The 22,756-nt window shown below is 70.6% G+C and carries 18 protein-coding genes and 1 tRNA gene; 10 read left to right on the top strand and 9 right to left on the bottom strand.

Annotated elements, in window-relative coordinates; translation table 11 throughout:
- Positions 1–7 precede the first annotated feature (7 nt).
- The 5 genes from OG896_RS15420 (at position 8) to OG896_RS15400 (ending at position 5,278) form a co-directional block, all read left to right on the top strand.
- Positions 8–1,573 carry a complex I subunit 4 family protein gene (locus OG896_RS15420; protein ID WP_329365902.1) on the top strand — a complete coding sequence of 522 codons (1,566 nt, stop codon included), beginning with the start codon at positions 8–10 and terminating at the stop codon, positions 1,571–1,573.
- Entirely contained in the window at positions 1,573–3,228 is a 1,656-nt protein-coding gene (locus OG896_RS15415; RefSeq protein WP_329365900.1) for an NADH-quinone oxidoreductase subunit N, read from the top strand. The genes OG896_RS15420 and OG896_RS15415 overlap by 1 nt, the downstream gene beginning before the upstream one ends.
- A gap of 161 nt (positions 3,229–3,389) precedes the next feature.
- Positions 3,390–4,250 carry a zinc metalloprotease HtpX gene (gene htpX / locus OG896_RS15410; RefSeq protein ID WP_329365899.1) on the top strand — a complete coding sequence of 287 codons (861 nt, stop codon included), beginning with the start codon at positions 3,390–3,392 and terminating at the stop codon, positions 4,248–4,250.
- Positions 4,247–4,639, top strand: coding sequence for a YccF domain-containing protein (locus OG896_RS15405; protein WP_329365898.1), 393 nt, complete (start codon positions 4,247–4,249; stop codon positions 4,637–4,639). The genes htpX and OG896_RS15405 overlap by 4 nt, the downstream gene beginning before the upstream one ends.
- Positions 4,640–4,750: 111 nt before the next feature.
- A complete protein-coding gene (locus OG896_RS15400) occupies positions 4,751–5,278 on the top strand; it encodes a peroxiredoxin (RefSeq protein ID WP_329365896.1) in 528 nt (175 codons plus the stop codon).
- Between the two features lie 169 nt (positions 5,279–5,447).
- Here OG896_RS15400 and OG896_RS15395 read toward each other — a convergent pair whose 3' ends face one another.
- From OG896_RS15395 to OG896_RS15385, 3 genes are all read right to left on the bottom strand, one after another.
- Positions 5,448–9,197: a caspase, EACC1-associated type gene (locus OG896_RS15395; RefSeq protein WP_329365895.1), complete on the bottom strand. Its 3,750-nt coding sequence runs from the start codon at positions 9,195–9,197 to the stop codon at positions 5,448–5,450.
- A complete protein-coding gene (locus OG896_RS15390) occupies positions 9,194–9,607 on the bottom strand; it encodes a hypothetical protein (RefSeq protein ID WP_329365894.1) in 414 nt (137 codons plus the stop codon). The genes OG896_RS15395 and OG896_RS15390 overlap by 4 nt, the downstream gene beginning before the upstream one ends.
- Positions 9,608–9,884: 277 nt before the next feature.
- Entirely contained in the window at positions 9,885–10,373 is a 489-nt protein-coding gene (locus OG896_RS15385; RefSeq protein WP_328467921.1) for a YajQ family cyclic di-GMP-binding protein, read from the bottom strand.
- Between the two features lie 209 nt (positions 10,374–10,582).
- Between OG896_RS15385 and OG896_RS15380 the strand changes: the two genes are divergently transcribed.
- Both OG896_RS15380 and OG896_RS15375 read left to right on the top strand, forming a co-directional pair.
- Positions 10,583–10,664, top strand: a tRNA-Tyr gene (locus tag OG896_RS15380).
- Between the two features lie 107 nt (positions 10,665–10,771).
- Positions 10,772–11,269 carry a hypothetical protein gene (locus OG896_RS15375; RefSeq protein ID WP_329365892.1) on the top strand — a complete coding sequence of 166 codons (498 nt, stop codon included), beginning with the start codon at positions 10,772–10,774 and terminating at the stop codon, positions 11,267–11,269.
- Between the two features lie 60 nt (positions 11,270–11,329).
- Here OG896_RS15375 and OG896_RS15370 read toward each other — a convergent pair whose 3' ends face one another.
- Together OG896_RS15370 and OG896_RS15365 are read right to left on the bottom strand one after the other, a co-directional pair.
- Positions 11,330–12,634 carry a HEAT repeat domain-containing protein gene (locus OG896_RS15370; RefSeq protein WP_329365889.1) on the bottom strand — a complete coding sequence of 435 codons (1,305 nt, stop codon included), beginning with the start codon at positions 12,632–12,634 and terminating at the stop codon, positions 11,330–11,332.
- Positions 12,635–12,810: 176 nt separating this feature from the next.
- Entirely contained in the window at positions 12,811–13,032 is a 222-nt protein-coding gene (locus OG896_RS15365) for a DUF6011 domain-containing protein (RefSeq protein WP_329365887.1), read from the bottom strand.
- A gap of 79 nt (positions 13,033–13,111) precedes the next feature.
- Here OG896_RS15365 and OG896_RS15360 point away from each other — a divergent pair, with 79 nt between their 5' ends.
- Complete coding sequence (locus OG896_RS15360) at positions 13,112–13,654, top strand: AAA family ATPase (RefSeq protein ID WP_329365885.1); 543 nt, start codon at positions 13,112–13,114, stop codon at positions 13,652–13,654.
- Between the two features lie 80 nt (positions 13,655–13,734).
- Here OG896_RS15360 and OG896_RS15355 read toward each other — a convergent pair whose 3' ends face one another.
- The 4 genes from OG896_RS15355 to OG896_RS15340 all read right to left on the bottom strand — a co-directional run bounded on the left by OG896_RS15355 (position 13,735) and on the right by OG896_RS15340 (position 17,693).
- Positions 13,735–14,397 (bottom strand): hypothetical protein, encoded by a 663-nt coding sequence (locus tag OG896_RS15355; protein WP_329365883.1) that lies wholly within the window; start codon positions 14,395–14,397, stop codon positions 13,735–13,737.
- A gap of 291 nt (positions 14,398–14,688) precedes the next feature.
- Positions 14,689–15,747, bottom strand: coding sequence for an ABC transporter substrate-binding protein (locus tag OG896_RS15350; RefSeq protein WP_329365881.1), 1,059 nt, complete (start codon positions 15,745–15,747; stop codon positions 14,689–14,691).
- A 114-nt stretch (positions 15,748–15,861) separates the two neighbouring features.
- Positions 15,862–16,866, bottom strand: a complete 1,005-nt coding sequence (locus OG896_RS15345; protein ID WP_329365879.1) for an ABC transporter permease — start codon at positions 16,864–16,866, stop codon at positions 15,862–15,864.
- Between the two features lie 29 nt (positions 16,867–16,895).
- Positions 16,896–17,693, bottom strand: coding sequence for an ABC transporter ATP-binding protein (locus tag OG896_RS15340; protein ID WP_329365877.1), 798 nt, complete (start codon positions 17,691–17,693; stop codon positions 16,896–16,898).
- 279 nt (positions 17,694–17,972) lie between these two features.
- Between OG896_RS15340 and OG896_RS15335 the strand changes: the two genes are divergently transcribed.
- Complete coding sequence (locus OG896_RS15335; RefSeq protein WP_329365875.1) at positions 17,973–19,253, top strand: transposase domain-containing protein; 1,281 nt, start codon at positions 17,973–17,975, stop codon at positions 19,251–19,253.
- Between the two features lie 281 nt (positions 19,254–19,534).
- Complete coding sequence (locus OG896_RS15330) at positions 19,535–22,687, top strand: sensor histidine kinase (protein WP_329365872.1); 3,153 nt, start codon at positions 19,535–19,537, stop codon at positions 22,685–22,687.
- Positions 22,688–22,756 lie beyond the last annotated feature (69 nt).

The following is a 22,756-nucleotide window of genomic DNA, read 5'->3' as shown; positions in this document are numbered from 1 at the left end:
GCCCGAAGTGAACGACACCGCCCTTCAGTACATCCTCGCGGCGATCCTCGTGCTGCCGCTGCTCGGCGCGGTCGGCGCCCTGCTGCCGCCTCCGCCCGGTCTGCGCGGCCGCGGCCCGGACCAGGCGGTGCTGCGGCACGGCGTGACCGTCACCGGTGCGGTGCTGGTCCTCGCGATCGTGCTCGCCGCCGGCTTCGACCACGACCACCCGGCGAAGATGCAGGCCACCACCGACCTCAACTGGATTCCCGCGCTGCGCATCCACCTCCACCTCGGTGTTGACGGCATCTCGCTGCCCCTGCTGGTGCTGACCGCGTTGCTGACCTTCCTGTGCGCGCTGTACTCGTACTTCAAGATGCCGGACGGCCCGCGGCCCCGGGCCTTCGTCGCGCTGCTCCTGCTGCTCGAAGGCGGCACGCTGGCCAGCTTCGCCGTCCTCGACCTGATCCTCTTCTTCCTCGCCTTCGAGACCGTGCTGGTCCCGATGTACTTCCTCATCTCCCGCTGGGGCGGCGCGAACCGGGAACGCTCGGCGCTGCGCTTCATCGTCTACACCCTTCTCGGCTCCGTGATCATGCTGCTCGGCCTGCTCCTCATCGGGGTGAAAGCGGGCACATTCGACATGGTGGCACTCGCCACTGACAACGGGTCACACCTCAGTCACACCACGCAACTCGTCGCGGTCCTCGCGATCGGTCTCGGCCTCGCCGTGAAGGCCCCGATGTGGCCGCTGCACAGCTGGCTGCCCGACGCCCACACCGCCGCCCCCACCGTGGGCTCGGTGCTGCTCGCCGGGGTGCTGCTGAAGATGGGCACCTACGGCCTGGTCCGCGTGGTGCTGCCGATCGCGCCCGGCGGGATGCGCACCTTCGCCCCGTACCTGGCGGCCTTCGCGGTCGTCGGCATCATCTACGGCTCGCTCGCCTGCCTCGCCCTGGTCCGGCAGGGCAACGGCGGCGACCTCAAACGGCTCATCGCCTACTCCTCGGTCGGCCACATGGGTTTCGTGCTGCTCGGCATCGCCTCCATGAACCCCACCGGCGTCAACGGCGCCCTGTTCGCCAACGTCGCCCACGGCCTCATCACCGGCCTGCTCTTCTTCCTCGTCGGCGCCCTGAAGGACCGCTACGGCAGCAGCGACCTCGACCAGCTGGCCGGCCGCACCGGCGCGGCCCTCTACGGGCGGGCGCCCCGGCTGGGCGGACTGCTGGCCTTCGGCGCCGTCGCCTCGCTCGGGCTACCGGGCCTGGCCGGGTTCTGGGGGGAGATGCTGGCGATGTTCGGCGCCTTCAAGCCCGGCGCCGGGCTCAGCCGTCCGGCGTATCTCACCTTCACCGCCGTCGCCGCCTTCGGCACCCTGCTGACGGCCGCCTACCTGCTCACCGTGGTCCGCCGGATGTGCATGGGCGACCGCGACACCGCGCGGGCCCAGCCGGCCCTGGCCGACGTACGCGGCTACGAGTTCGCCGCGTGGACACCGCTGGCCGCGCTCACCGTGCTGGCCGGGCTGTGGCCCGCGCTGCTGCTCGGCCTCACCGATCCGGCCGTACGCTCCCTGCTCGGAGGAAGCTGATGACCTCCCTCGGCGCGATCCCCGCCGCGCTTCCGGGTGCGATCGCCACCGCGGGCCCCGCCCACAGCCCGGCCCCCGGCCTGGTGCACGGCCCCGGGTTCGCGCTGGCCTCCTCGCTGACCGAGTCCGTCGACTGGAGCGCGGTCGCCCCGGCCGCGATCCCGGCCGCGCTGGCCGTCGTGCTGCTGGTCGCCGACCTGTTCCTGCCGCCGCGCCGCAAGCAGCTGCTGGCCTGGGTGACGGTCGCCGGGCTCGCGCTCGCGCTGCTCTCCCTGATCCCGCTGCGGGCCGGCCACCACGCCACCTTCTGCCGTACCGACGTCACCGGTGGCGGCTGCTCGTACACCGCCGACCGCTTCGCGCTCGTGGTGCAGGTGCTGGTGCTCGGCGGGGCGCTGCTGACCGCGCTGCTGTCCGCGCCCGCGGTCGAGGAGGAGCTGCCGGCCGGCGAGTTCTGGTTCCTGCTGCTGGCCTCCGCGGCCGGCGCCACCCTGCTGCCCGCCTCCCGCGACCTGGCCACGCTGATCGTCGCGCTGGAGGTCACCACGCTGCCGTCGTTCGCCCTGGTCGGGCTGCGCCGCGGCGACCGGCTGAGCAGCGAGGCCGCGCTGAAGTTCTTCCTCACCTCGGTGACCGCCACCGCGGTGTCGCTGCTCGGCGTCAGCTTCCTGTACGCCACCACCGGCACGCTCTACCTGGACCGGATCGGCCGTACGCTCGGCCACGAACCCGGCCAGCTGCACACCCTCGGCAAGGCCGGTGCCGCCCTGACGCTGCTCGGCTTCGCCTTCAAGCTGGCCGTGGCGCCCTTCCACTTCTGGGTGCCCGACACCTACGCGGGCGCCCCGCTGCCGGTGGCCGCCTACCTCTCGGTGGTCGGCAAGGCGGCCGGTTTCTCCGGCCTCATCCTGCTCACCACGCTCGCCTTCCACCCGTACGCCGGCACCCTGGGCCCGGCGATGGGCGTCCTCGCCGCGCTGACCATGACCGTCGGCAACGTCGGCGCCCTGCGGCAGCGGCCCGACGCCGAGCGCGGCGCCGTACGCCTGCTGGCCTGGTCGTCGATCGGGCAGGCAGGCTACCTGCTCGTGCCGCTCGCCGCCGAGGCCGCCGGCCGCCCCGCGGGCTACCACGTCGGCACCACCGTGGCGTACGCCCTGATGTACGCGGTGGTGAACCTCGGCGCCTTCGCCGTCGCGGCCCTGGTCAGCCGCGGTGCGCCGCGCGGCCGGCTGACGGACTACCGCGGCCTGTACGCGTCCCGGCCCGCGGCCGCCCTCGCGCTCGCCTTCTTCCTGCTGTGCCTCGCCGGGCTGCCGCCCGGGCTGATCGGCCTGTTCGCGAAGGTGGCCGTCTTCTCCACGGCCGTCGACGCCCAGCACGGCTGGCTCGCGGTGATCATGGCCGTCAACGTGGCGATCGCCCTCGTGTACTACCTGCGGTGGACGGCGCTGCTGTTCGGACGCGCGAAGAGCGGGCAGGAAGGGGACATGGACGGCACGGTGGGCACGGTGGGCGACGCGGCGGGCCTCGCGACGGCCGCACGTACGCCCTTCGCCCTGGCCGCCGCCATCGCGCTCGCCGCGGCGGCCGGCGTGGTGCTGTCCGGCGCGCCCCAGATCGTGCTGCGCTACGCGGAAGGGGTGCTGCTGTGAGCGCCGCCGCGGGCGCCGCAGGTGGGACGGGTCGCCGACGCGGATCGGACGGTAGCGCTGCGTGCGCGCGGGGGAACCAACGGCGTCCGAGTCGCGTTGACCAGTGCAGGAGGTTTTCCTGAAGGGGGAGATCCCCCCGACGCACACTTTGGAGGGCGCACGTGCACCGCCGGCACAACGGGCTGAAGACCGCCGTACTCCTCGGCGGGCTGTCCGCACTCATCCTGGTCATCGGCGCGTTCTTCGGCCGGACCGGGCTCATCGTGGCGCTCGTCATCGCCCTGGGCACGAATGCGTACGCGTACTGGAACAGCGACAAGCTGGCGCTGCGGGCCATGCGCGCGCGCCCGGTCAGCGAGTTCGAGGCGCCCGAGATCTACCGGATCGTGCGCGAGCTCTCGACGGCCGCCCGCCAGCCGATGCCGCGGCTGTACATATCGCCCACCGAGGCGCCGAACGCGTTCGCCACCGGCCGCAACCCGCGCAACGCGGCGGTCTGCTGCACCGAGGGCATCCTGCAGATCCTCGACGAGCGCGAGCTGCGCGGAGTGCTCGGCCACGAGTTGAGCCACGTCTACAACCGGGACATCCTGATCTCGTCGGTGGCGGGCGCGCTCGCATCCGTCATCGTCTTCGTGGCGAACTTCGCCTGGCTGATCCCGATCGGCCGCTCCGACGACGACGACGGCCCCGGCATCCTCGGCATGCTCCTGCTGATGATCCTCGGCCCGATCGCCGCCTCCGTGATCCAGCTCGCCGTCTCCCGCTCGCGGGAGTACGAAGCGGACGCCTCCGGTGCCCGCCTCACCGGCGACCCGCTCGCGCTCGCCTCCGCGCTGCGCAAGCTGGACGCCGGCACCCAGCAGCGCCCCCTGGCGCCCGAACCCCGGCTGGAGACCACCAGCCACCTCATGATCGCCAACCCGTTCCGCCCGGGCACCGCCTCCAAGCTGTTCTCGACCCACCCGCCGATGGCAGAGCGCATCTCGCGCCTGGAAGAGATGGCAGGTCGTAACCGATGAAGACGATCCTGAACGTGATCTGGCTCGTGCTGTGCGGGCTGTGGATGTGCCTGGGCTACTTCCTGGCCGGGCTGATCCTGTGCATCACCATCATCGGCATCCCGTTCGGCATCGCGGCCTTCCGGATCGGCATCTACGCCTTGTGGCCCTTCGGCTACACGGCGGTCGAGCGGCGCGACGCCGGAGCCGGTTCCTTCGTCGGGAACGTGCTGTGGCTGATCCTCGCCGGCTGGTGGCTGGCACTCGGCCACATCGTCACCGGGATCGCGCTGTGCGTCACGATCATCGGCATCCCGTTCGGCCTCGCGAACTTCAAGCTGATCCCGCTGTCGCTGATGCCGCTGGGCAAGGAGATCGTGCCGACCGATCAGCCGTTCGCCACGCGCTGAGCGGGCGCGGGACGGGGCGACCTACGGCGGGGCGCGGGGTCGGGCGTGCGGTGAACGGACCGTCGCCCGGGCCCGTACTCTCCTAGTCCAGCCCTTACCGAGGAGATCGCGATGACCCTGCAAGTCGGCGACAAGGCACCGGACTTCACCCTCCCCGACCAGTCGGGCACGGGGGTGACGCTCAGCGAGCGGCTGCGGGAGAAGGTCGTCGTCCTGTACTTCTACCCCAAGGACAACACCCGCGGCTGCACCGCCGAGGCGTGCAGCTTCCGCGACGGCTACGAGAGCTTCACCGACGCCGGTGCCGAGGTGATCGGCGTCAGCTCCGACACCGTCGAGTCGCACGAGAAGTTCGCCGGGCGGCACGAACTGCCCTTCACCCTGCTCTCCGACCGCGACCGCGCGGTCCGCAAGCAGTACGGCGCCACGACGCTCGGCGTCGTCCCCGGCCGGATCACCTTCGTCATCGACCAGGACGGCACCGTCCGGCACGCCTTCTCGTCGATGATGAACATCGGCGGGCACGTGGACGACGCGCTGGCGGTGGTGAAGCGGTTGCAGGGGGAGGGCGCCGCCGCGGGTGAGGGCTCAGGTCCGGGTGCAAGCGCCGGCTCGGGCGAGGCCGGGAGCGGGGAGTAGCGGAGCGCGGAGGCGGAGACGGAGGCCGGCGTGGGTGCGTGGACGCCCAGCCGGCATCTCGCGCCGCCTAGCTCGTGCGCTTTCGCAGCTCAGCGCCATCTCCTGGCGCGGTTCGTAACGCGTGATCGCCACGGAACCACGACTCCGGGGTGATCACGGCGTTGAGCCTTCAGGGGCGTGGTGGACGAGGTAGTCCGATCGTGTGGTCGTACAGGTGCCAGGCGGGTACGCGCAGAGCGCCACCGCCACCGCCGTCTCCGGTCGCGAGTAGTTGCCGCCGCCGGAGCATCAGGCGGAGATGACGGCCTGCGTCGGTCGCGACGTCGTGTCCGAGGTCGAGGAGAACTGCCCGCGTACTCTGATCGCTTCGGGTCACGGCATCGGCTTGGTGGCCGTTCACCGCGGCATCGAGCTCGACGGTCGATCCGGGTTGGCTGGACAGCAGGGTGTACAGCCGTTTCAGCAGTTCGTTGTATCCGTCGTGGTCGGCTCGGTCGGGCGCCTCCGTTGACGCAGAGGCCCGGAACAGGGCAGCGCCGATTCCGCCACGTTGCTGCCAGAGGCCGGCATCGCCAACGACGATCAGGTGTGAGCGAGCACGGGTGATGGCGACGTTCCACAGGTTGAGCTGTCGGTCGATCCAGCCGATCGCACCGGGGTGCATCCCCTCACCCGCGACCAGGGAGAAGATCACGACGTCGCGTTCGCCACCCTGGAAGGTGTGGACCGTTCCGGTGCGGACCCGCTCCGGATCGTAATCACGGAGGCGCCGCTGCAGCGCTTCCTCCTGGGCCTTGAAGGGGGTGACCACCCCGATGGATGCTTCGGGAGGCAGATCTTGGAGCAGGCTCCGGACGAAGCTCGCCACCTTGGTGATCTCGCCCTCATTGACCCAGGAGCTACCCGAGCGTGGCCTTGCAGCCGGAGCTCTGACATCTGACCAGAAGAGCGCTGGTCGGTCCAGCGACGGGCGCGATCGGACGTCAGTGAGAACGGTCAGCTGGCCGTCGTAGAAGAGACGGTTGGAGACTGCGGCGATCGCTGGATGGCAGCGGAAGTGCTCGTCCAGGAGCATGCTCGTGCCTGCGGCCCGCTCTGCGGCGTGGAAGGCACTGTGTCGCCGGTAGGCGAGCTGGTGGCGCTCGAGCCAGTCCGAGCGTAGACCGCTTCCCCGCCGGATCACCGATTCGTGCTCCGGGCCGATCTTGGCGATGTGCGGAAGTTGCATGGCATCGCCGATGATCAATGCTCGACGTGCCCGAAACAGCAGGGGAAGTACATGGGGGATGGCACACTGGCTGGCCTCGTCGACGATCACCAGGTCGAAGAGGGCGGCATCCGGCGGGAAACGCCGGGCAGAGAGGCTGGTCACCGCCCATCCTCGAACCGAGGGCAGCACGGACTTGACCGCGGGCCAGTCACTCCCGCTGGCGTCGCGAGCGGTCAGCAAACCCATGATCGCCTGCCGCCCGGTACGGGCCGCCGTCCGTACCGCGCTGTCGAGCAGTATGCCGCTGGCCGAGCGCACCCCTGACTCGACGTTGTCGAGTTTCTCGGTCAGCAGGGCGTCGTCCAGGACGGTCGATGTGCGCTCGCGTCCTCTGCGCCAATCCTGTTCGGTCGTGGCGAAATCCGCCAGAGCAGAGCAGACTTCGGCGGTCGGCCGCCCGGCGGGCGCGATCCCGACCCGGCGCAGCAACCGCTTGCGGCGCCTTTCGCCGAAGAACCAGGCACGTGCCAGTCCTGCAGCTTGACGGGCCAAGCGCTCCGGATCGTCAACACCCAGCAGCTCGACCAGATCGCGGACCGGGGTGCCGAGTCGATCAGCATGCTGTTCTCGTGCCTCGCCAGTCCGGCGCAATGCACGCTCGGCACTTGCGATCCGGGCGAACTCCTCCTGTAGCTGGGAAAGTTGGTCGGCCGCGACGTCGACCGCCAACTCGGCGGTCTTGGTATTGCGTTCCGGCGCGGGAACCTCCAGCAGCTTGCGCAGAGTCGCGGCTTCGATCTCCCGGTAGTCGACCTCACGCCCGGTCGACCCGGTGCGCACGACGCTTCCCGGCGAGTGCTGTTCGCAGCGTCGCCAGACCTCGTCCACAGCCTGGTTGTTGGTGGAGGCGATCAGCACCCGCTCGCCAGCTGCCAGGGCCGTGGCGACGAGGTTGGCCACCAGCTGGCTCTTGCCGGTTCCGGGGGGTCCGGTGGCCACGGTGAGTCGACGCGTCATCGCCGACCGCAGTACGGCTGACTGCGCCTCGTTGGAGGGCAGCGGTGTCACCAGCCGGACCGATTCCGGTTTCCGCTCGTCGGACGCGGAGCGTTCTTCGGGTATCGGGGAGAGCGCTGCGAGCGAGGTCCGCCCGATCTCGGAGATCTTCTTGGCGATGCTGTCGAAGTCGGCCAGCAGCTTCTTGGTTGCCTTCGAGTCCCGGGGTGCCAGGAAGAGCACGGCGGAGTTTCGTGCACCATTGCCTGGTGTGCGGATGTCGATCCGGTCGGCCAACTGATCGGGGCGAGGCTCTTGGACGCAGGGAAGCTCGTACTCCTGCATCAGGAGATTGTGGACGTCCACGGCCATTCGGTCATGCTGCCCCGCGTGCCAGGTGGGCTGGTAGGTCTCCGAGAGTTCTGCGGCTTCCTCTTTGCCGAGCCATTCCTCGGCGAAGCGTGGATGCGGGACGACCGGCCCGTAGGGCTTCAGGCGGGGGCTGCCCTCGTGGTGCACCACCTCGACTCGGCGCACCAGGAGCGGAGCGAACTTCGGGGCGGACCAACTCCTGCCGTTGCGCGGGCCGTTGATGAGAACAGCGGGGTAGCCGGCCCAGAGGTCGGCATCCTGGGCTGCGGCGGCCTCGATCAGGTCCGCAGCCTCGGAGGGTACTTCGGTGCAGTCGTCCTCATCCAACTCGCCGGACAGCAGGCGCTCTGATCCGGTGAGGCAGACGTACGAGGTGCCGTGGTCGTGAACGGACATGAGCGGAGTGTCTGCCTCGTCCGACAGCACGCACTCCCGGTAGTAGGTGAGGAGTTCGGACCAGCCCGGCTGGCTCCGGCCCGGCGTTGCCGCCTTGGGGCTCTGCGTGGTCGAAGGAGTCTGGGAGGGAGCCCGCCGGGTGAAGGGTGCGAGTCGCGGAGCGCTGCCGACAGGGCAACTGGCGAGGATCATCCGATCGTCGACGCCGTGGGCTGACTTGACCGGAATCTGGCTTGATCCCTTGGCGCGCATGCGTCGGTTGACGTAGTCGAACAGCTCGCCAACGGAGACTTCGCCGGTCCCGCTCTTGCTGACCTTGCCGGTCCGCAGGGCTTCGACGACCTCCGCAGTGAAAGCCGACGGCTCGACTACGCCATTGGTCTGGGCGCCGCTGTAGGAGTCCTCACCCGCTCGTGAGGATGAGAGCACATAGACACCGTGGCTGCGCAGTGGTGAGTCCTCGCCGGACTTCGCGGCCGCAGGAGCGGACCGATCCGTTGTTCGCAGGCCGACCGCGAAGCCACCGCTCCGGCAGCAGTCGATCATTACGACCTTCTGCCTCGCCCAGCAGGCTTCCAAGCGCTCGTTGACGAAGCCCGCACCGACCGCGGTCGCGGCGACCCGGTCGTAGTCGGTGTCCTTGGCTACGAAATGGAATTCGCCGCCCGCGCTGGCGGAGAGCCTGGTGCCGTGACCGGAGATGTAGAGCAGCGCAAGTTCGTCCTGATCACAGCCTTCGAGGAACTCGCTGATCTCGTACTGCATGTCGTCCGCGGTGAGGTCGGCGGCCGTCTTCACGGAGACGAAGGCGCCGATGCTGCGGTGCTCGAGCACTTGTGCCAGGTGCCAGATGTCGGCCTGGGTGGACGGCAGGGAGCCGAAGCGGCCGTCATCGTAGTTCTCGTTGGCGATCAGCAGCGCGCGGCGGCGCACCAGGCGGGTCACTCCTGCCCGCCTTCAGGAGCGGCGGGCTCGTCGGCATGGTCGAGGAAGGCGCGAATGATGCGCTCCTGCGCGTCGTCGGGGCGACCGGTCACGGTGATTGACCGGTCTCCTTCGGTGATCTCCACCTTGCGGTGGCGGTCCTTGGCGCACCATTCCTTGATCAGCTCGATCAGGACACGCGAGGCCGGCCTGACCGCTGCAGCCGCAACGCCAAGCGCGGTGATCTCCGAGACCACTCCGCCTTTACGGCCGTCATGCGTGGGTGCGCCTTCCTCGGCGGTCAGGAACGTCGTCTCGGCGGCACCAGCCCGGTGGAGTGCGTCTTGCAGATCCCGGGTGAGGCGTTCCTGGCGGAGCGTGTCGCCGTCGGCGAGCACCTCCAGCCGCCACAGCGGTTGCTCCTGACTCACGCTGTCCCCCTTGCTCGATGCCGGCAGGCGACTTGACGGGCTGAGGACAGGTTACGCCGACGGTTCATTCTGGGTGATCAGCCGATCACTGGCTGATCCGCCATCGACGTCCAGAGCCAAGCCCTCCGAGGCGTCGACCGTTCTCGACACCTACGCCCCCTGCGGCCCAACGACGAGGGCACAGCGAGGGCGGCGGTGGAGTCGGTCCTCGCCGGAATGCCCTCGTTGTGCCCTGTGGCCGCCTAGCTGACGCGTTTCCGCAGGTCAGCGCAGTGTTCTAGCGGTAGTTGACGAACTGGAGCGCGAAGTCCAGGTCCTTGCCCTTGAGCAGGGCCTGCACGGACTGGAGGTCGTCACGGCTCTTGGAGCTGACCCGCAGCTCGTCGCCCTGGACCTGCGCCTTGACGCCCTTCGGGCCCTCGTCCCGGATGATCTTCGCGACCTTCTTGGCGTTCTCCTGGGAGATGCCCTCTTCGATCGTGGCGAAGATCTTGTACTCCTTGCCGGACAGCTGCGGCTCGCCCGCGTCCAGCGACTTCAGCGAGATCCCCCGCTTCACCAGCTTGGTCTCGAAGACGTCCAGGATCGCCTTCACGCGCTCCTCGGAGTTCGCCTCCAAGAGGATCTTCTCGCCCGACCAAGCGATCGACGCGCCCACGTTCTTGAAGTCGTAGCGCTGCGAGATCTCCTTGGCGGCCTGGTTGAGGGCGTTGTCGACCTCCTGCCGCTCGACCTTCGAGACGATGTCGAAACTGGAGTCGGCCATCTTCAGTGGGCTCCTTGACTGTGTTCATCGGTACGTCGGTTCCATCACTTCCGCGACGGCCCAACCCGGCACCGCCACCGGCCCAGCCTAGTCACCCGCGCCCCCGATGCCCTGATCAATCCGGTGGCGAACCACCCCTCTGCATCAGGTATCGTTTACCCCGTCGCCACGACCCCCGGCCCCCCAGGCCGGCCCGAGGCACATCTCATGGCGGTATGCCCGAGCGGCCAATGGGAGCGGACTGTAAATCCGTCGGCTTAGCCTACCGTGGTTCGAATCCACGTGCCGCCACACCATGAAGAGGCCCCTCACCTGCGCTCGCGCGGGGGAGGGGCCCTTTGGCGTATCGGGGCTCCTCCCGGCTCGCCGTGGGGGTCGGCCCACCGCATCCTGGGTCCATGAGCGAGCCAACGCCGGGGCAGGACCCCGGTCCGGAGCGGAAGGAGCCCCGCGGAGGGCCAGCCGCGGGGCCGGCGCCCGAGCCGCACGGACATGTGCACCCTCCTCCGCCGCGAAGGAGGCGGAAGCGGCCGTGGGTCCTGCTCGCCGCGGCCGTGGTCTTCTTCGGCGGCATCATCGCCATCGCGGCCGTCGTCCGCGGTGACGCGGGCAAGTCGGTCACCGTGAGATACCGCGTCACTGGCACCGCCCGCGACGTGACCATCGGGTACCCCACCTGGCACGACGACACCATCTCGACGACCAAGGTGACGGCGAAGACGCTGCCGTGGCAGAAGGAGTTGACGACGAAGAGTTTCGTCAAGGGCGGCTCGCTCTCCCTGACCCTGGGACCGGGCGGCGGCACGGCGACCTGTTCCGTCGTGGTCGACAACGGCAAGGCGCACACGGCCACCGCGACCGGCCCCTCCGCGACGGTCGACTGCAACGGCTTCTGACCCCCCCACCCCTCCGGTCCCGATCCGAACGCCCGTGGCACGGAACGCCCTGCCCGGCCTTCAGATGCCGTACGCGCCCGGCGGCACCCCGTGTGCCGCCGCGTACGGGGTCAGCGCGATGACCCCGGTCCCGCGCGAGGGCGTGTCAGGCCCGATGGCGGGTTCGAGGGCGAGCGGGCTCACCCCCAAGGTGCGGGCGATGTCCGGTGCCATCTCGTACGCCTCGTGCGTCCACGTGTCCTCGTCCTCCTCGCTCTCCTGGGCCGGGTCCCATTCGGGCCGCAGGCCCACTTTCGTGCGGTGCTCACGTTCGAACGCGAGGGGCTCGCCGAGGGTCAGCAACTCGTCGTCGGCCTCGCCCGATTCGCAGTAACGCCGCACCACGGCGCCGCGCTCGGCGACGAGCCAGGCGGAACCGTCTCCCTGGCCTCCCCAGTAGTACGCCTGGGCCTGGCCGTAGCGTGCGCTCAGTTCGGTGCACAGGCGCAGGACGTCCGCGCTCCGCTCCTCGTGGCACGGGCTGCACCATGCGCCGAGGACGAGGGTCCAACCGTCGAGCTCAGGGGTCACGAAGACCCGGGAGTAGGCGGAGTCGTCGTGGCAGTGGCCGTCGGAGTCGATGACCTCGTGGGCGAGCTTGAAGGTCGCGGGCCTGGGGCCGGTCAGGCCCAGGGCCGCCATGACTCCTGCCTGGTCCCCACTCGGAACGGCGATCCAGTGGTTCCAGCAGGCCCAGATCCCCGTCGGTCTGTCGTCCCGGAGCCTGATCCTGATGAGCCGTTCGACCGCGGCCACGTCAGCGGCGGACAGCGCCGCCTCCCCGCCGATGTCCGCGAGCACGGTCAGCGCCCGCGCCCGCAGCCGGCCCGGTCCGCGCCTGCGGATGTCCTGGAGCAGCGGTACCACCTCCTGCCCGTGGTGGACCAGCAGGAACTGCGCCTTCCTGGCGATCTCCGGGTCCGGGTCGGCGAGCAACGGCAGCACGGACGGGAGTGCGGTCCGCCCGGCTTCGTCGCATCCCCGGACGCCTTCGACAGCCGCGGCCCGGATGAACGGCTCGTTGCTCGCGAGCGCCGTCCGGTAGTGGTCGAGAGCGGCCGGGCCGAAGGAGGAGAACGCGTAGCCCAACCGACTCCGGGACGCCTCGGCAGGCGCCGACCGGAATCCCTGCCACAGTCCCTCCAGCGCCCCGCTGCCGATCCGTTGGAGCACTTCGCGGATCTGCCGCGGCCCCACCGGGGAGTCGCCGTCCGCCAGTTCCCGCACCAGCGGCTCCACCGCTTCCGCGCCCAGCGCCACCAGGGCGTTCGCGGCCGCCTCACGTGTGTCGTCCGACGCGAGGCCCCGTATCGGATCTGTCGCCACTCCGGCCCCCTCTGCCTGCCCGTGATCGTCCCCGGCTTCAGCATCGCGCACGGGTCCGACACTCGGCCGCCACCGATTCCGCCACCGCCGCTGACCCCGATGTCGCTGTGACCGTCGGGGCAGAGGAGACCGGCTCCGACGAGCGCGGAGGACCCCGGAGAACCGGTGCGGCGGGCTCAGAGGCCGGGGATGCCCTCCTGGTCGACCTCGAACCGGCCGGGGCGCCGCACACTCGCGTTCCCGCCCAACTTGCGCCGGCAGTTCTCCCCGAGCCCCCATGCGCGGCTCTCCGCGTCGGACAGCGGATGCCCGCACATGCCGCAGAGCACCACCCGCCGCCCGGCAGCCGCCAGTTCCTCGTCGGTGGCGAGGCCGGGGAGCGGGGCGTCGGAGGGCATGAGGACAGTGTGCGCGATACCCCGGCCGCCGCGGGAATCCGGTCGCGCCGGACGGGTGGTGCCTGGCAGGCTCGGCGGCGTGGATCACGCGGAGGTGTTGCTCATCGGCGGGCGGGCCGGCGTCGGGAAGTCGACGGTGGCGTGGGAGGTTTCGGCGGGCCTGCGGGGAGCGGAGGTGCCGCACGCGGTGGTGGAGGGCGACTTCATGGGGCAGGTGCACCCGGCGCCGGAGGGGGACCCTGACCGCTCGCGGATCACCGAGCGCAATCTGGCGGCGCTGTGGGCGAACTACGCCCGGCTCGGCTACCGGCGCCTGGTCTACACGAACACGGCGAGCGTGCTGCCCGAGTCGGCCGCGATGTTCACCCGCGCGATGGGCGCGGACCTGCGGATCGTACGGGTCCTGCTCACCGCGTCCGACGCCACCGCCACCGCGCGGCTGACGGGCCGCGAACTCGGTTCGGAGCTGGAGCGGGAGGTGGGCAACAGCATCCGCAAGGCCCGCCTCCTGGACGAGCGGACCCCGGCGGACGCCGTACGCGTGGCCACCGACGGCAGAACGGTCACCGACATCGCCCGCGAGGTGCTCGCCGCCACGGGCTGGATCACCGCGCGGAGTTGACGGGATCACCGCGCGGAGTTGACGGTGGCCGCGCGGAGTTGCCGGCGCCGCGCGGAGCTGGCAGCGCCGCACCGCAGGTCTCAGACGGGCGTGCCGCCACCGGTGCTGACGGTGTGGCGGACCTTGTCCACGGCCTTCTGGTAGAGCGCGGAGGCGAGTTGGGGCGAGTCGCCGGCGATCTGGAAGAACGTGTAGCCGACCAGGACCGGGCCGACGCGCCCGAACGCCATGTACCCGTTGACCTGCACGCCGCTCAACTTCCCTTCCATACGCGTCGCCGTGCTCTCGCCGCCGCCGAAGTGGATCGGCTTCAGGGTGAGGGCGAGCCGGGTGCCGCCCTCGGTGAGGGTGAGGTCGCGGCAGGAGGTGAGCGCGGCCTTGGCCCGTGCGTAGACGGCGCCCTCCTTGGCCGACGTGCCCGCGGTCAGCTCTTCGCTCAGCAGCGGCCCGGTCTGGCCGCCGCTGAAGTCGGCCTCCTGCGTCCCCGCTCCGGGCGGCGCTTCCAGCACCTTCACCAGCGCCGGGCAGCCGGAGATCCCGTCGCCGCCGACGCCGCCACCGCCGCCGGTCGAGTCCGCACCGCTCAGCCCGGTGTCCCCGGGGGTCAGCAGCGCCGCCTTCAGCTCGGACGGGCTCGGTGCCGGCCCCTCGCCGCTCCGCGCCCCGGTGGCGGCCCCCGCGGTGTCGGCGGCCACCGTCCCGCCGAGGACGGCCGCAGCGGTGAGCACCGCGGCCGTACACATCAGACGGTTCCTGCGCACCCCGTGTCGACGACGCGTCCCCAGCATGGCGTCTCCCTAGGACTCGGCACCCGGTCCACCTTCCCGGCCAGTGTGCGCCGACCCCCGCCGCACCGCATTGTCAGAGCCCCCGGCCGCCCGGCCGCCTGGGTTCATGACACTCCGTGACGGTACGGTCGCCCCGGTCGCGGCCACCTGTCTTCTGGCTGACGGCCCTGACGGCCCTGACGGCCCTGACGGCCCTGACGGCCCTGACGGCACCGGCGGCCCCGGCGGTTCTGACGGCCCCGTCGGTCAGGACGCTGACTTCTCCTGCGCCGCCTTCTGGACGTACTCGTCGGTGTAGGTCTTCGCCAGGTCGATCTTGTGACCCTTGACGGCCGGGTCGATCGCGTTCAGCACCCGCAGTACGGTCTGCGGCGCGTCGGCCGGCATCTGGCCGGTGGGGTTGTACATGCCCATCTCGTTGGCCAGCGCCTGGATGTACTGGTCCTTGCCGCTGCCGGAGTAGAAGTCGGCCGGGACCTGGGCGGTGATCTGCGCGGCCGAGTGCGACTCCATCCACTGGAGCGTCTGGTAGATCGCGTTGACCATCTTCTGCGTGGTGTCCTTGTGGCTGTTCGCCCACGCCGTCTGGACGGTCAGCGCGGTGCCCGGGTACGGGCCGCCGAGGGCGGCCTTGGTGCCGGCGGCCGTGCGCATGTCGGCGACGATCGTGCCGAGGTGCTTCTTCAGCAGGGTCGAGATCGTCGGTTCGGTGGTGACACCGGCGTCGACCCGGTTGTGCTGGAAGGCCGCCACGAAGGTGGGCCCGGCGGCCACGGCCACCAGATGGGTCTGGGCCAGCGGGATGTTGTTGTGGACCGCCAGGTAGGAACCGATGTTGGAGCTGGCCGAACCGAGCGAGGTCACCCCGACCGTCTTGCCCCGCAGGTCCGCCGGGGACTTGAGCGACTTCTCGTTCGCGCGGGTCATCTCGACCATGCCGGGCGCCTGGAGCAACTGGACGACCGCTTCGGTGTTCTTGCCCTTGGCCTGGAGGTCGAGGTTGTGGTCGAAGAACCCGATCATGCCCTGGACGTCGCCCTTGAGCAGCGCGTCGGAGACCTGCGGGGTGCTCTGCAGGTTGTCGATCTTGACGTCCAGCCCCTGCTTCGTGAAGTAGCCCATCCGCTCGGCCAGGATGAGCGGGAGGTAACTCTGGTTCGCCTGGTTCGACAGGGCGATGGTCACCTTCGTCAGGGAGCCCTCGCTCGCCGCGTCAGTGCTGCCGGACTTGTCGTCCGAGCAGGCCGTCACCCCTGTAGCCAGGAACGTCGTCGCGGCTATGAGAACGATCTTCTTGCGCCACATGAGCCTTGCTTTCTTCTCGGGAGCGGACGCGCCGCCGGCCGTCTTCGGCCGTGCCGCGTTCCGCCGGTCATTGCGGGGTGGACATGCGTCAGGGAGTTCACGTCGATCGCCGGGTCAGGCTCCCGCGCCGGACCGCTGCGGACGCGGTTGCCACCGCAGCAGGCGCCGTTCGAGGAGCGTGATCAGGCCCTCGGCGGCCAGGGCGAACGCGGCGGTGATGACCAGGCCCGCGTAGACGCCGTCGGGGTCGAAATTCGCCTGCGCCTGGAAGATGAGCAGCCCGAGGCCCTGCTGCGCCCCGAGCAGTTCCCCCACGATCGCGCCGGTGACCGCGAAGCCGAACGCGACGTGCAGGCTGGTGGTGATCCAGCTCAGCGCGGACGGGACGACGACCTGCAGGGTCACCTTGGCGTTCCCGGCGCCGAGGATGCGGGCGTTGGCGATGAGGTTGCGGTCCACCTCGCGGGCGCCCTGGAAGGCGTTGAAGAACACGCCGAAGAAGACCAGCACCGCCGACAGCGTGACCTTGGAACTGATCCCGAGGCCGAACCAGATCGCGAACACCGACCCGAGCAGGATGCGCGGTATCGAGTTCAGCGTCTTGATATAGGGAGCGAAGACGTCGGCCAGGAAGCGCAGCCGACCCAGCAGGATGCCGAACACGACGCCGAGGGTCACGCCGATCCCGAAGCCCATCAGCGTCTCCTGGAGCGTCACCCACACCTGGTCCCACAGCGAGCCCTGCGAGGTGCCGTGGCGTACCCAGTCCCACAACTTCGAGCAGATGCCGGACGGTTCGCCGGTGTAGAACCTGTCGATCGTTCCCGCCGAGGCGAGCCACTGCCACAGCCCGACGAACAGGGCGAGGACGAGGACCCGGGTCAGGTTGACCAGCACGTGGCGCCGCAGCCGTTGCCGCCGGGCCGTGGACCCGGTTCGGGCCTCGCTCTTCGACGGTTCGGTGCGGGCGGTGCGGTCCGCGGCGTCACCTGCGGCATCACCCGTGGCTTCCCCCGCGACGTCGCCGGCCGCGTCACCGGTCGCGCCCTCGGCCGTACTGGTGGTGTCGGGATCGGCGTCCGCCGTATCGGCAGTGGACCGGGGACCGTGCACGTTCATGCGCTCTTGCCTCTTCCGGCGGGGGTGGGTCAGGCCGCGGTCTCGGGCGTCGCGGTCACGGTGCGGCGGTAGGCGACCTGGACCTCGTCGCGCAGCGATTCCCAGATCCGCTCGTGGAGCTTGACGAAATCGGGGGTGTGCCGGATCTCGCGTGGATTCCTCGGCCGGGGGAGGTCGATCTCGAAGGTCTCCTTCACGGTGGCCGGTCCCGCCGTCATGACCACGACCTTGTCGGCGAGCGAGATCGCCTCCTCCAGGTCGTGGGTGACGAACACCACCGACGGGCGGGTCTGGTCCCACAGGGAGAGGAGCTCGTCCGACATGATCTGGCGGGTCTGCACGTCCAGGCCGGCGAACGGCTCGTCCATGAGGAGCACGCGCGGCCGGTTGATCATCGTCTGGGCGAGTGCGACCCGCTTGCGCATCCCGCCGGAGAGCTGGTGCGGGTGGTACCGCTCGAACCCCGTCAGGCCCACCCGGCCTATCCAGTCGGTGGCCTCGGCGTGTGCCTCCCGGCGTGACGCGCCGCGGAAGCGGGGGCCGGCCGCCACGTTGCCGAGCACCGTCTTCCAGGGGAACACCGCGTCGGTCTGGAAGACGAAGCCGACGTCCTTCCCGATGCCGTCCACCGGGCGGCCGTCGATGAGCACCTCGCCGGTGTCCGGCCGGTCCAGGCCGCAGATCAGCGACAGCGTGGTCGACTTACCGCAGCCGGTGGGACCGACGACCGCGGTGAACTCGCCGGCCGCCACCGAGAAATTGACGTCGCGCAGGACATCGTGATTGCCGCCCTGCGGCGTGTTGAAATGTTTGGTCACATTGCGCATCACGATAGGAGGCGTCGTCGGTTGCGGCGATGTGACCGACCCATTGGTGTCTGCACGCTGGGATTCGCTTGTCACGCGAGTGAGGCTGCCAGAACCCGGCGCGGGACAACAACCTCGCCGAACAAGGGTCCACTGACTTAAGCGCGGGCAGGGCGCCTATCTGCGGCTCCTCTCCGCACGACGACCTCCCCGTGTCCGGAGAAAATCCGCAAAGTGTGCTTTCTGTGCATTGTCGACGATGGTTAGACGCGGCGCGTTCTTCGGAGGTAACTTCTAGCGATGACGTTCCGTTATCTCGGCATACCGTCTGAAACCCCCCTTCCGGACCGGCTTGCGCTGCGCATGCTCGTACAGACTTTCCGGCCGGAACTAATGGATCGGCTGGTGGACAAAGCCGAGCGGAGAGAGCGCCGCAGACGGCTGCTGCCCGCGCGGCTCATGATGTATTTCGCTCTCGCGATGTGGCTCTTCGGGACCTCTTCCTACGAGGAGGTGCTCGCCAAGCTGACCGGCGGCCTCCCGGAGATGTTCCAGGACGCCGGTGACCTGGCCTCCGCCGCCGCGATCGCCCGGGCCCGCATGCGGCTGGGCGTCGAACCGCTCAAGGAACTCTGCGCCCACGTGGCCGCGTCGGCCGGGCAGCCGGGACCGCCGGGCACCGAGCGGGTGTTCGCCTTCGAGAGCGTCGCCATGGAGGTGCCGGACACGCCCGCGAACCGGGCCGCGTACGTGCTGCCCGGCGTCGACGGGGAGGCGACGGGCGAGGCGACGGGGGACGGCGAGCGCGGCGACGGCGCCGACCGCGGCGACCGGACGAAGAGACCTACGAAGGGCCGCGCCCTGGACGTGTGGCTGGTCTCGCTCACCGAGTGCCGGATGTGCCTCTCCGTCGCCTCGGCGATCGCCCCCAGCCCGGAGTTGGGCATCGAGGGCATCATCGCCGAATGGCCGCACGACCTCCTCGGCGCGGGGGCGCTGGTGGTCGGCGAACGTGAGGCGGTCCCCACGGCGATGTGGAACGCGCTGGCCGCGGCCGGCGCCCATCAGATCTGGCGGCTGGACGGCCGCACCGACACCGCGCACCTCCTGCCGGTGGTGCGCGCGCTGCCAGACGGGTCGTACCTGTCGAAGCTGCCGCCGGACGGCCGGGCCGCGGGCGCGGAGCCGGGTGCGGAGTTGGGGACGGAGTTGGGTGCGGAGTTGGGTGCGGGGGCCCTCGTCCGCGTGGTGCCGTGCGGACCCTCCGCTTCCGCTCCCGGCCGGTCGCGGGGACCGGCCGGGAGCGCTCCGGTGCTGGTCACGTCGTTCCTCGACGATTCGGTGACGGCGGGCGAGATCACGGCCCGGCACGAGAGTGTGGCGGAGATGTGCCGAAACGGTGTCGGCCGGTTCGCCGATCAGATCGCGGGGCTGCGGGTGGTATTGCGGTCGAAAAGTCCCGAACTCGTCCGGCAGGAAATATATGCGATGCTCTGCACGTATCACGCCGTCGGGCACCTGCTATCCCCGATGCATTCGGCGGACCAGCTTTCGGTCGAAGCGCGCGGACGGACGGTGTGACCGGGGGAGACCTCTTAAGTCAGTAGCGAGATCCTTTGCTCCCGCGGGCGTGCGTGTGCTGCAATGAGGTCCCCGACCAGCGCGCGGAAGTAACGCGCCGGCGACTTGGTGTGTACCTGAGTCGAGCGCTTGTTGTGGTGAACCGAATGACCGAGCGCCGCCGCGTCATGCTGCGACGTTATGAGGGTTGAGGGTTAGTAAATGGAAGACCAGGGGCCTCGCGAAGCCGGCTATCCGTTGACGTGCGGGGACCGCTTGGCGCAGCACAATGTGGCGATGCCGTGACAACGGCACGGAGATCCCGTTCCGCTTCCGCACCGAAGTGGATCACCGCCACCGGCGGAAAGGTCCTCGCCCGGCTGCACGTCAAGCGCCACCTGGGCGACTGGCGGCTCCGCAGCCGCATGCTGGTCCTGGTGCTGGTCCCGCTGATCGCGATCATCCCGCTCGTCGGTGTGCGCGTGGTCTCCGAGGTCGGCAGCCTCCGGTCCGCGGCGCACATCCAGGGGCAGACGCAGCTCGCCCGGCAGATCTCCACCCTGGTCGGCGCGCTCGACGACGAGCGCGACCTCACCGAGGTCGCGCTCAACGGGTCGGGCGTCGCCCGGGACAAGGAACTGACGGCGGCCCAGCGGACCACCGACGCGCAGGTGCGGGAGTTCGACGAGAGCCTGCGCCGGCAGCAGGACAGCGTCGACGCCCTGCCCGCCATGGTGCGCCAGCTCGGCGCGCGCGGGGAGGCCCGGCTCGGTGACCTGAGCCCGCTGCGTGCCTCCGCGCAGGGCCTCGCGGCCGGCGCCGGCACGCCGACCTTCAGCGCGTACAGCACGATCATCGGCGACCTGCTCGACTTCAGCGACCAGCTCGCCGCGGTCAGCTCCGATCACACGCTCGGCAGCCTGGTCGCCACGCTCTCCTCGATCGAGCAGATCGAGCAGCAGACGTCGAGCGAGCGCGGCTACCTCGTAGACGTGCTGGACAGCGGCGGCTTCACGCTGGAGCAGAAGGAGAACATCGAGCAGGCGCAGTTCGAGACGGCCGGCGACGCGCTCGCCAACAACGCGCCGACCTCGCTCCTCAACCTGTACCAGTCGACGGTCAGCGGCGACAAGGTCGGTGCGGCCGACGGCACCGTCCAGGCGGTCTCCACCGCCGCGCAGGAGGACATCCCGCTCGCCGACCTGGGGATCAGCAAGGCCACCGCGTTCAACCAGCTGACGGACAAGCTCGACGCGGTGCGGATCGTCAAGCGGCAGGCCGTCGCGGACATGAACGACCGCGCCTCGCACCTGCTGTCGGCCGGGCGGACCCAGCTCTACGAGAACATCGCGATCATCGTCGCGGTGGTCGCGCTGTCCTTCCTCGGCGCCCTGGTCCTCGCCAGGTCCGTCGTACGCCCGCTGCGCCGGCTGCGCGTCTCCGCGCTGGACGTCGCGGACAACCGGCTGCCCGAGGCCGTGCGCCGGCTTCGTGACGTGGAGCCCGCGGAGACCGACGAGCCGGTGCAGGTCCAGCCGATCGAGTTGCAGACGCAGGACGAGGTCGGCCAGGTGGCGCGCGCCTTCGACCGCGTGCACTTCGAGGCGGTCCGGCTCGCCACCGAGCAGGCGAGGATGCGCAGCAACGTCAACGCGATCTTCACCAACCTCTCGCGCCGCAGCGAGAGCCTGGTGCTGCGGCAACTCCAGCTCATCGACGACCTGGAGAACAGCGAGCAGAACCCGAGCCAGCTCGCCAGCCTGTTCCAGCTCGACCACCTCGCGACCCGGATGCGCCGCAACAACGAGAACCTCCTGGTGCTCGCCGGCGAGGAGCAGAGCCGCCGCTGGAACCAGCCGGTGTCGCTGTTCGACCTGGTCCGCGCCGCCACCGCCGAGGTCGAGCAGTACGAACGCGTGATGCTGTACGAACTGCCCGACGTGGCGGTGGCCGGCCATGCCGCGACCGACGTCGTCCACCTGGTGGCCGAACTCATCGAGAACGCCACCGCGTTCTCCGGCCCCGAGACCCAGGTGCTGGTGGGCGCCAAGATGCTCACCTCCGGCGATGTCGTGCTGGACATCGCGGACGCGGGCATCGGCATCCGGCCCGAGGAGCTGAACCGGATCAACCGGCGGCTCGCCGAGCCGCCCGTGCTCGACGTGGCGACCTCCCGCCGGATGGGTCTGTTCGTCGTCGGGCGGCTGGCGGCCAAGTACGGCATCCAGGTGCGGCTGACCGGGTCCGGCCGGACCGGCCTCAACGCGCTGATCCGGATACCGCCGGCCCTGCTGCTGCCGGTCAGCGAGATCGACGCGGGCATGGGACCGGCGTTCGACCAGGCCACCATGCGCCCCGGCCCGTACGACCTCCCCGAGCCCGGCACGCTCCCCGCCCGGGGCCCGTCGGCGGCGGTCGGCGACCCGCGGTTCGGCGACCCGCGGGCCACTGACCCGCGGTTCGGCGACCCGAGGTTCGACACTTCCTACGGTCCGGCGGTGGAGACCGGTGCGGGCGCGCGGCGCCTTGAGGAGGCGCCGTCCGGGCGCCACTCGGGTCCGCCCGACGGCGGCTTCCCGTGGTTCAACGAGGAGGAGCAGGCGGCGGGGCAGTCCGGCCACGGATTCTCCTGGTTCGCGCAGCCGGTCGAGGAGCACCCGCTTCCGGGCGGTATGGACGGCCGGCCGGCGATGGAAGGACCTCCGCAGGCCGGGTCCCACGTGGCGGGCAGTCACGCGGCGGGCACCCACGCGGCGGGCGCCCGCATACCCGACGCGCCGCAGGCCGGCCGGCACGCGTACCCGGACCCGGCGCCCGGCGGCCACGGGTCCGAGCGGCTGCCGATCTTCGAGTCGACGAGGTCGGGGTGGCCCGGCCAGGAGAGCGGCCAGGGACAGCCGGACCGCGGGCAGCCGACCCGTGGTCTGCCGGACCCCGGCCGGCCGGCGATGGGCGGGCCGCAACCGGCGCAGCCCGGGCCCGCCCCGCTCCCGCAGCGGCCCCAGCCCCAACCCCCGCGGTCCGCGCAGCCCCAGCCGCAATCCCAGGCACAGCCGCAAATCCAGCAGTCCGCGCAGCCGCAGCCCCAGCCGCAGCCTCCCCGGGACGGCGCCCACCCGTCGCCTTCGTGGGCGCGGCCCGACACCAGCCCGCGCCCCGGGGCCGGCGGAGAAGCCGGGCCGTCGACCGGCGGTTCGGTGGTCGGAGGTTCGACCGCTCAGGGACTGCCCCGGCGCGTGCCCTTCGGCAACCTCGCCCCCGGCGCGGGGGCACGCGACAGGGCGGCACAGCCGCACGCGGCGCCGGTCGCACCGCGCCAGGCCGACCTGATGCGAGAGCGGCTGTCGAGCTTCCACCAAGGCGTCAGGCGAGGGAAGGACGGCACCGAGCGCGGCGACGGGTCCGAGCGTGACGACGGGCGCGGCCGGTCACCGGGCGGATCGGGTCCGGTATGAGCGGGTCGCCGTCCCCTCTGCCCGCAGCGCCCTCGGCCGATGTCCCCCGCAGCATAGGAAGCAGCCACA

The organism is Streptomyces sp. NBC_00669, assembly GCF_036226785.1.
Classification (GTDB): domain Bacteria; phylum Actinomycetota; class Actinomycetes; order Streptomycetales; family Streptomycetaceae; genus Actinacidiphila.
Note: the sequence above shows the minus strand (reverse complement) of the source record. Positions and strands in the feature narration are given on the sequence as shown.

Bases quoted from the DNA above. Each gene is read 5' to 3' on its own strand.
- OG896_RS15340 (WP_329365877.1), bottom strand. From the start codon at position 17,693: ATGCGCAATGTGACCAAACATTTCAACACGCCGCAGGGCGGCAATCAC.
- OG896_RS15375 (WP_329365892.1), top strand. From the start codon at position 10,772: ATGAGCGAGCCAACGCCGGGGCAGGACCCCGGTCCGGAGCGGAAGGAG.
- OG896_RS15335 (WP_329365875.1), top strand. From the start codon at position 17,973: ATGACGTTCCGTTATCTCGGCATACCGTCTGAAACCCCCCTTCCGGAC.
- OG896_RS15405 (WP_329365898.1), top strand. From the start codon at position 4,247: ATGAAGACGATCCTGAACGTGATCTGGCTCGTGCTGTGCGGGCTGTGG.
- OG896_RS15355 (WP_329365883.1), bottom strand. From the start codon at position 14,397: ATGTGTACGGCCGCGGTGCTCACCGCTGCGGCCGTCCTCGGCGGGACG.
- OG896_RS15400 (WP_329365896.1), top strand. From the start codon at position 4,751: ATGACCCTGCAAGTCGGCGACAAGGCACCGGACTTCACCCTCCCCGAC.
- OG896_RS15345 (WP_329365879.1), bottom strand. From the start codon at position 16,866: ATGAACGTGCACGGTCCCCGGTCCACTGCCGATACGGCGGACGCCGAT.
- OG896_RS15415 (WP_329365900.1), top strand. From the start codon at position 1,573: ATGACCTCCCTCGGCGCGATCCCCGCCGCGCTTCCGGGTGCGATCGCC.
- OG896_RS15365 (WP_329365887.1), bottom strand. From the start codon at position 13,032: ATGCCCTCCGACGCCCCGCTCCCCGGCCTCGCCACCGACGAGGAACTG.
- OG896_RS15385 (WP_328467921.1), bottom strand. From the start codon at position 10,373: ATGGCCGACTCCAGTTTCGACATCGTCTCGAAGGTCGAGCGGCAGGAG.
- OG896_RS15350 (WP_329365881.1), bottom strand. From the start codon at position 15,747: ATGTGGCGCAAGAAGATCGTTCTCATAGCCGCGACGACGTTCCTGGCT.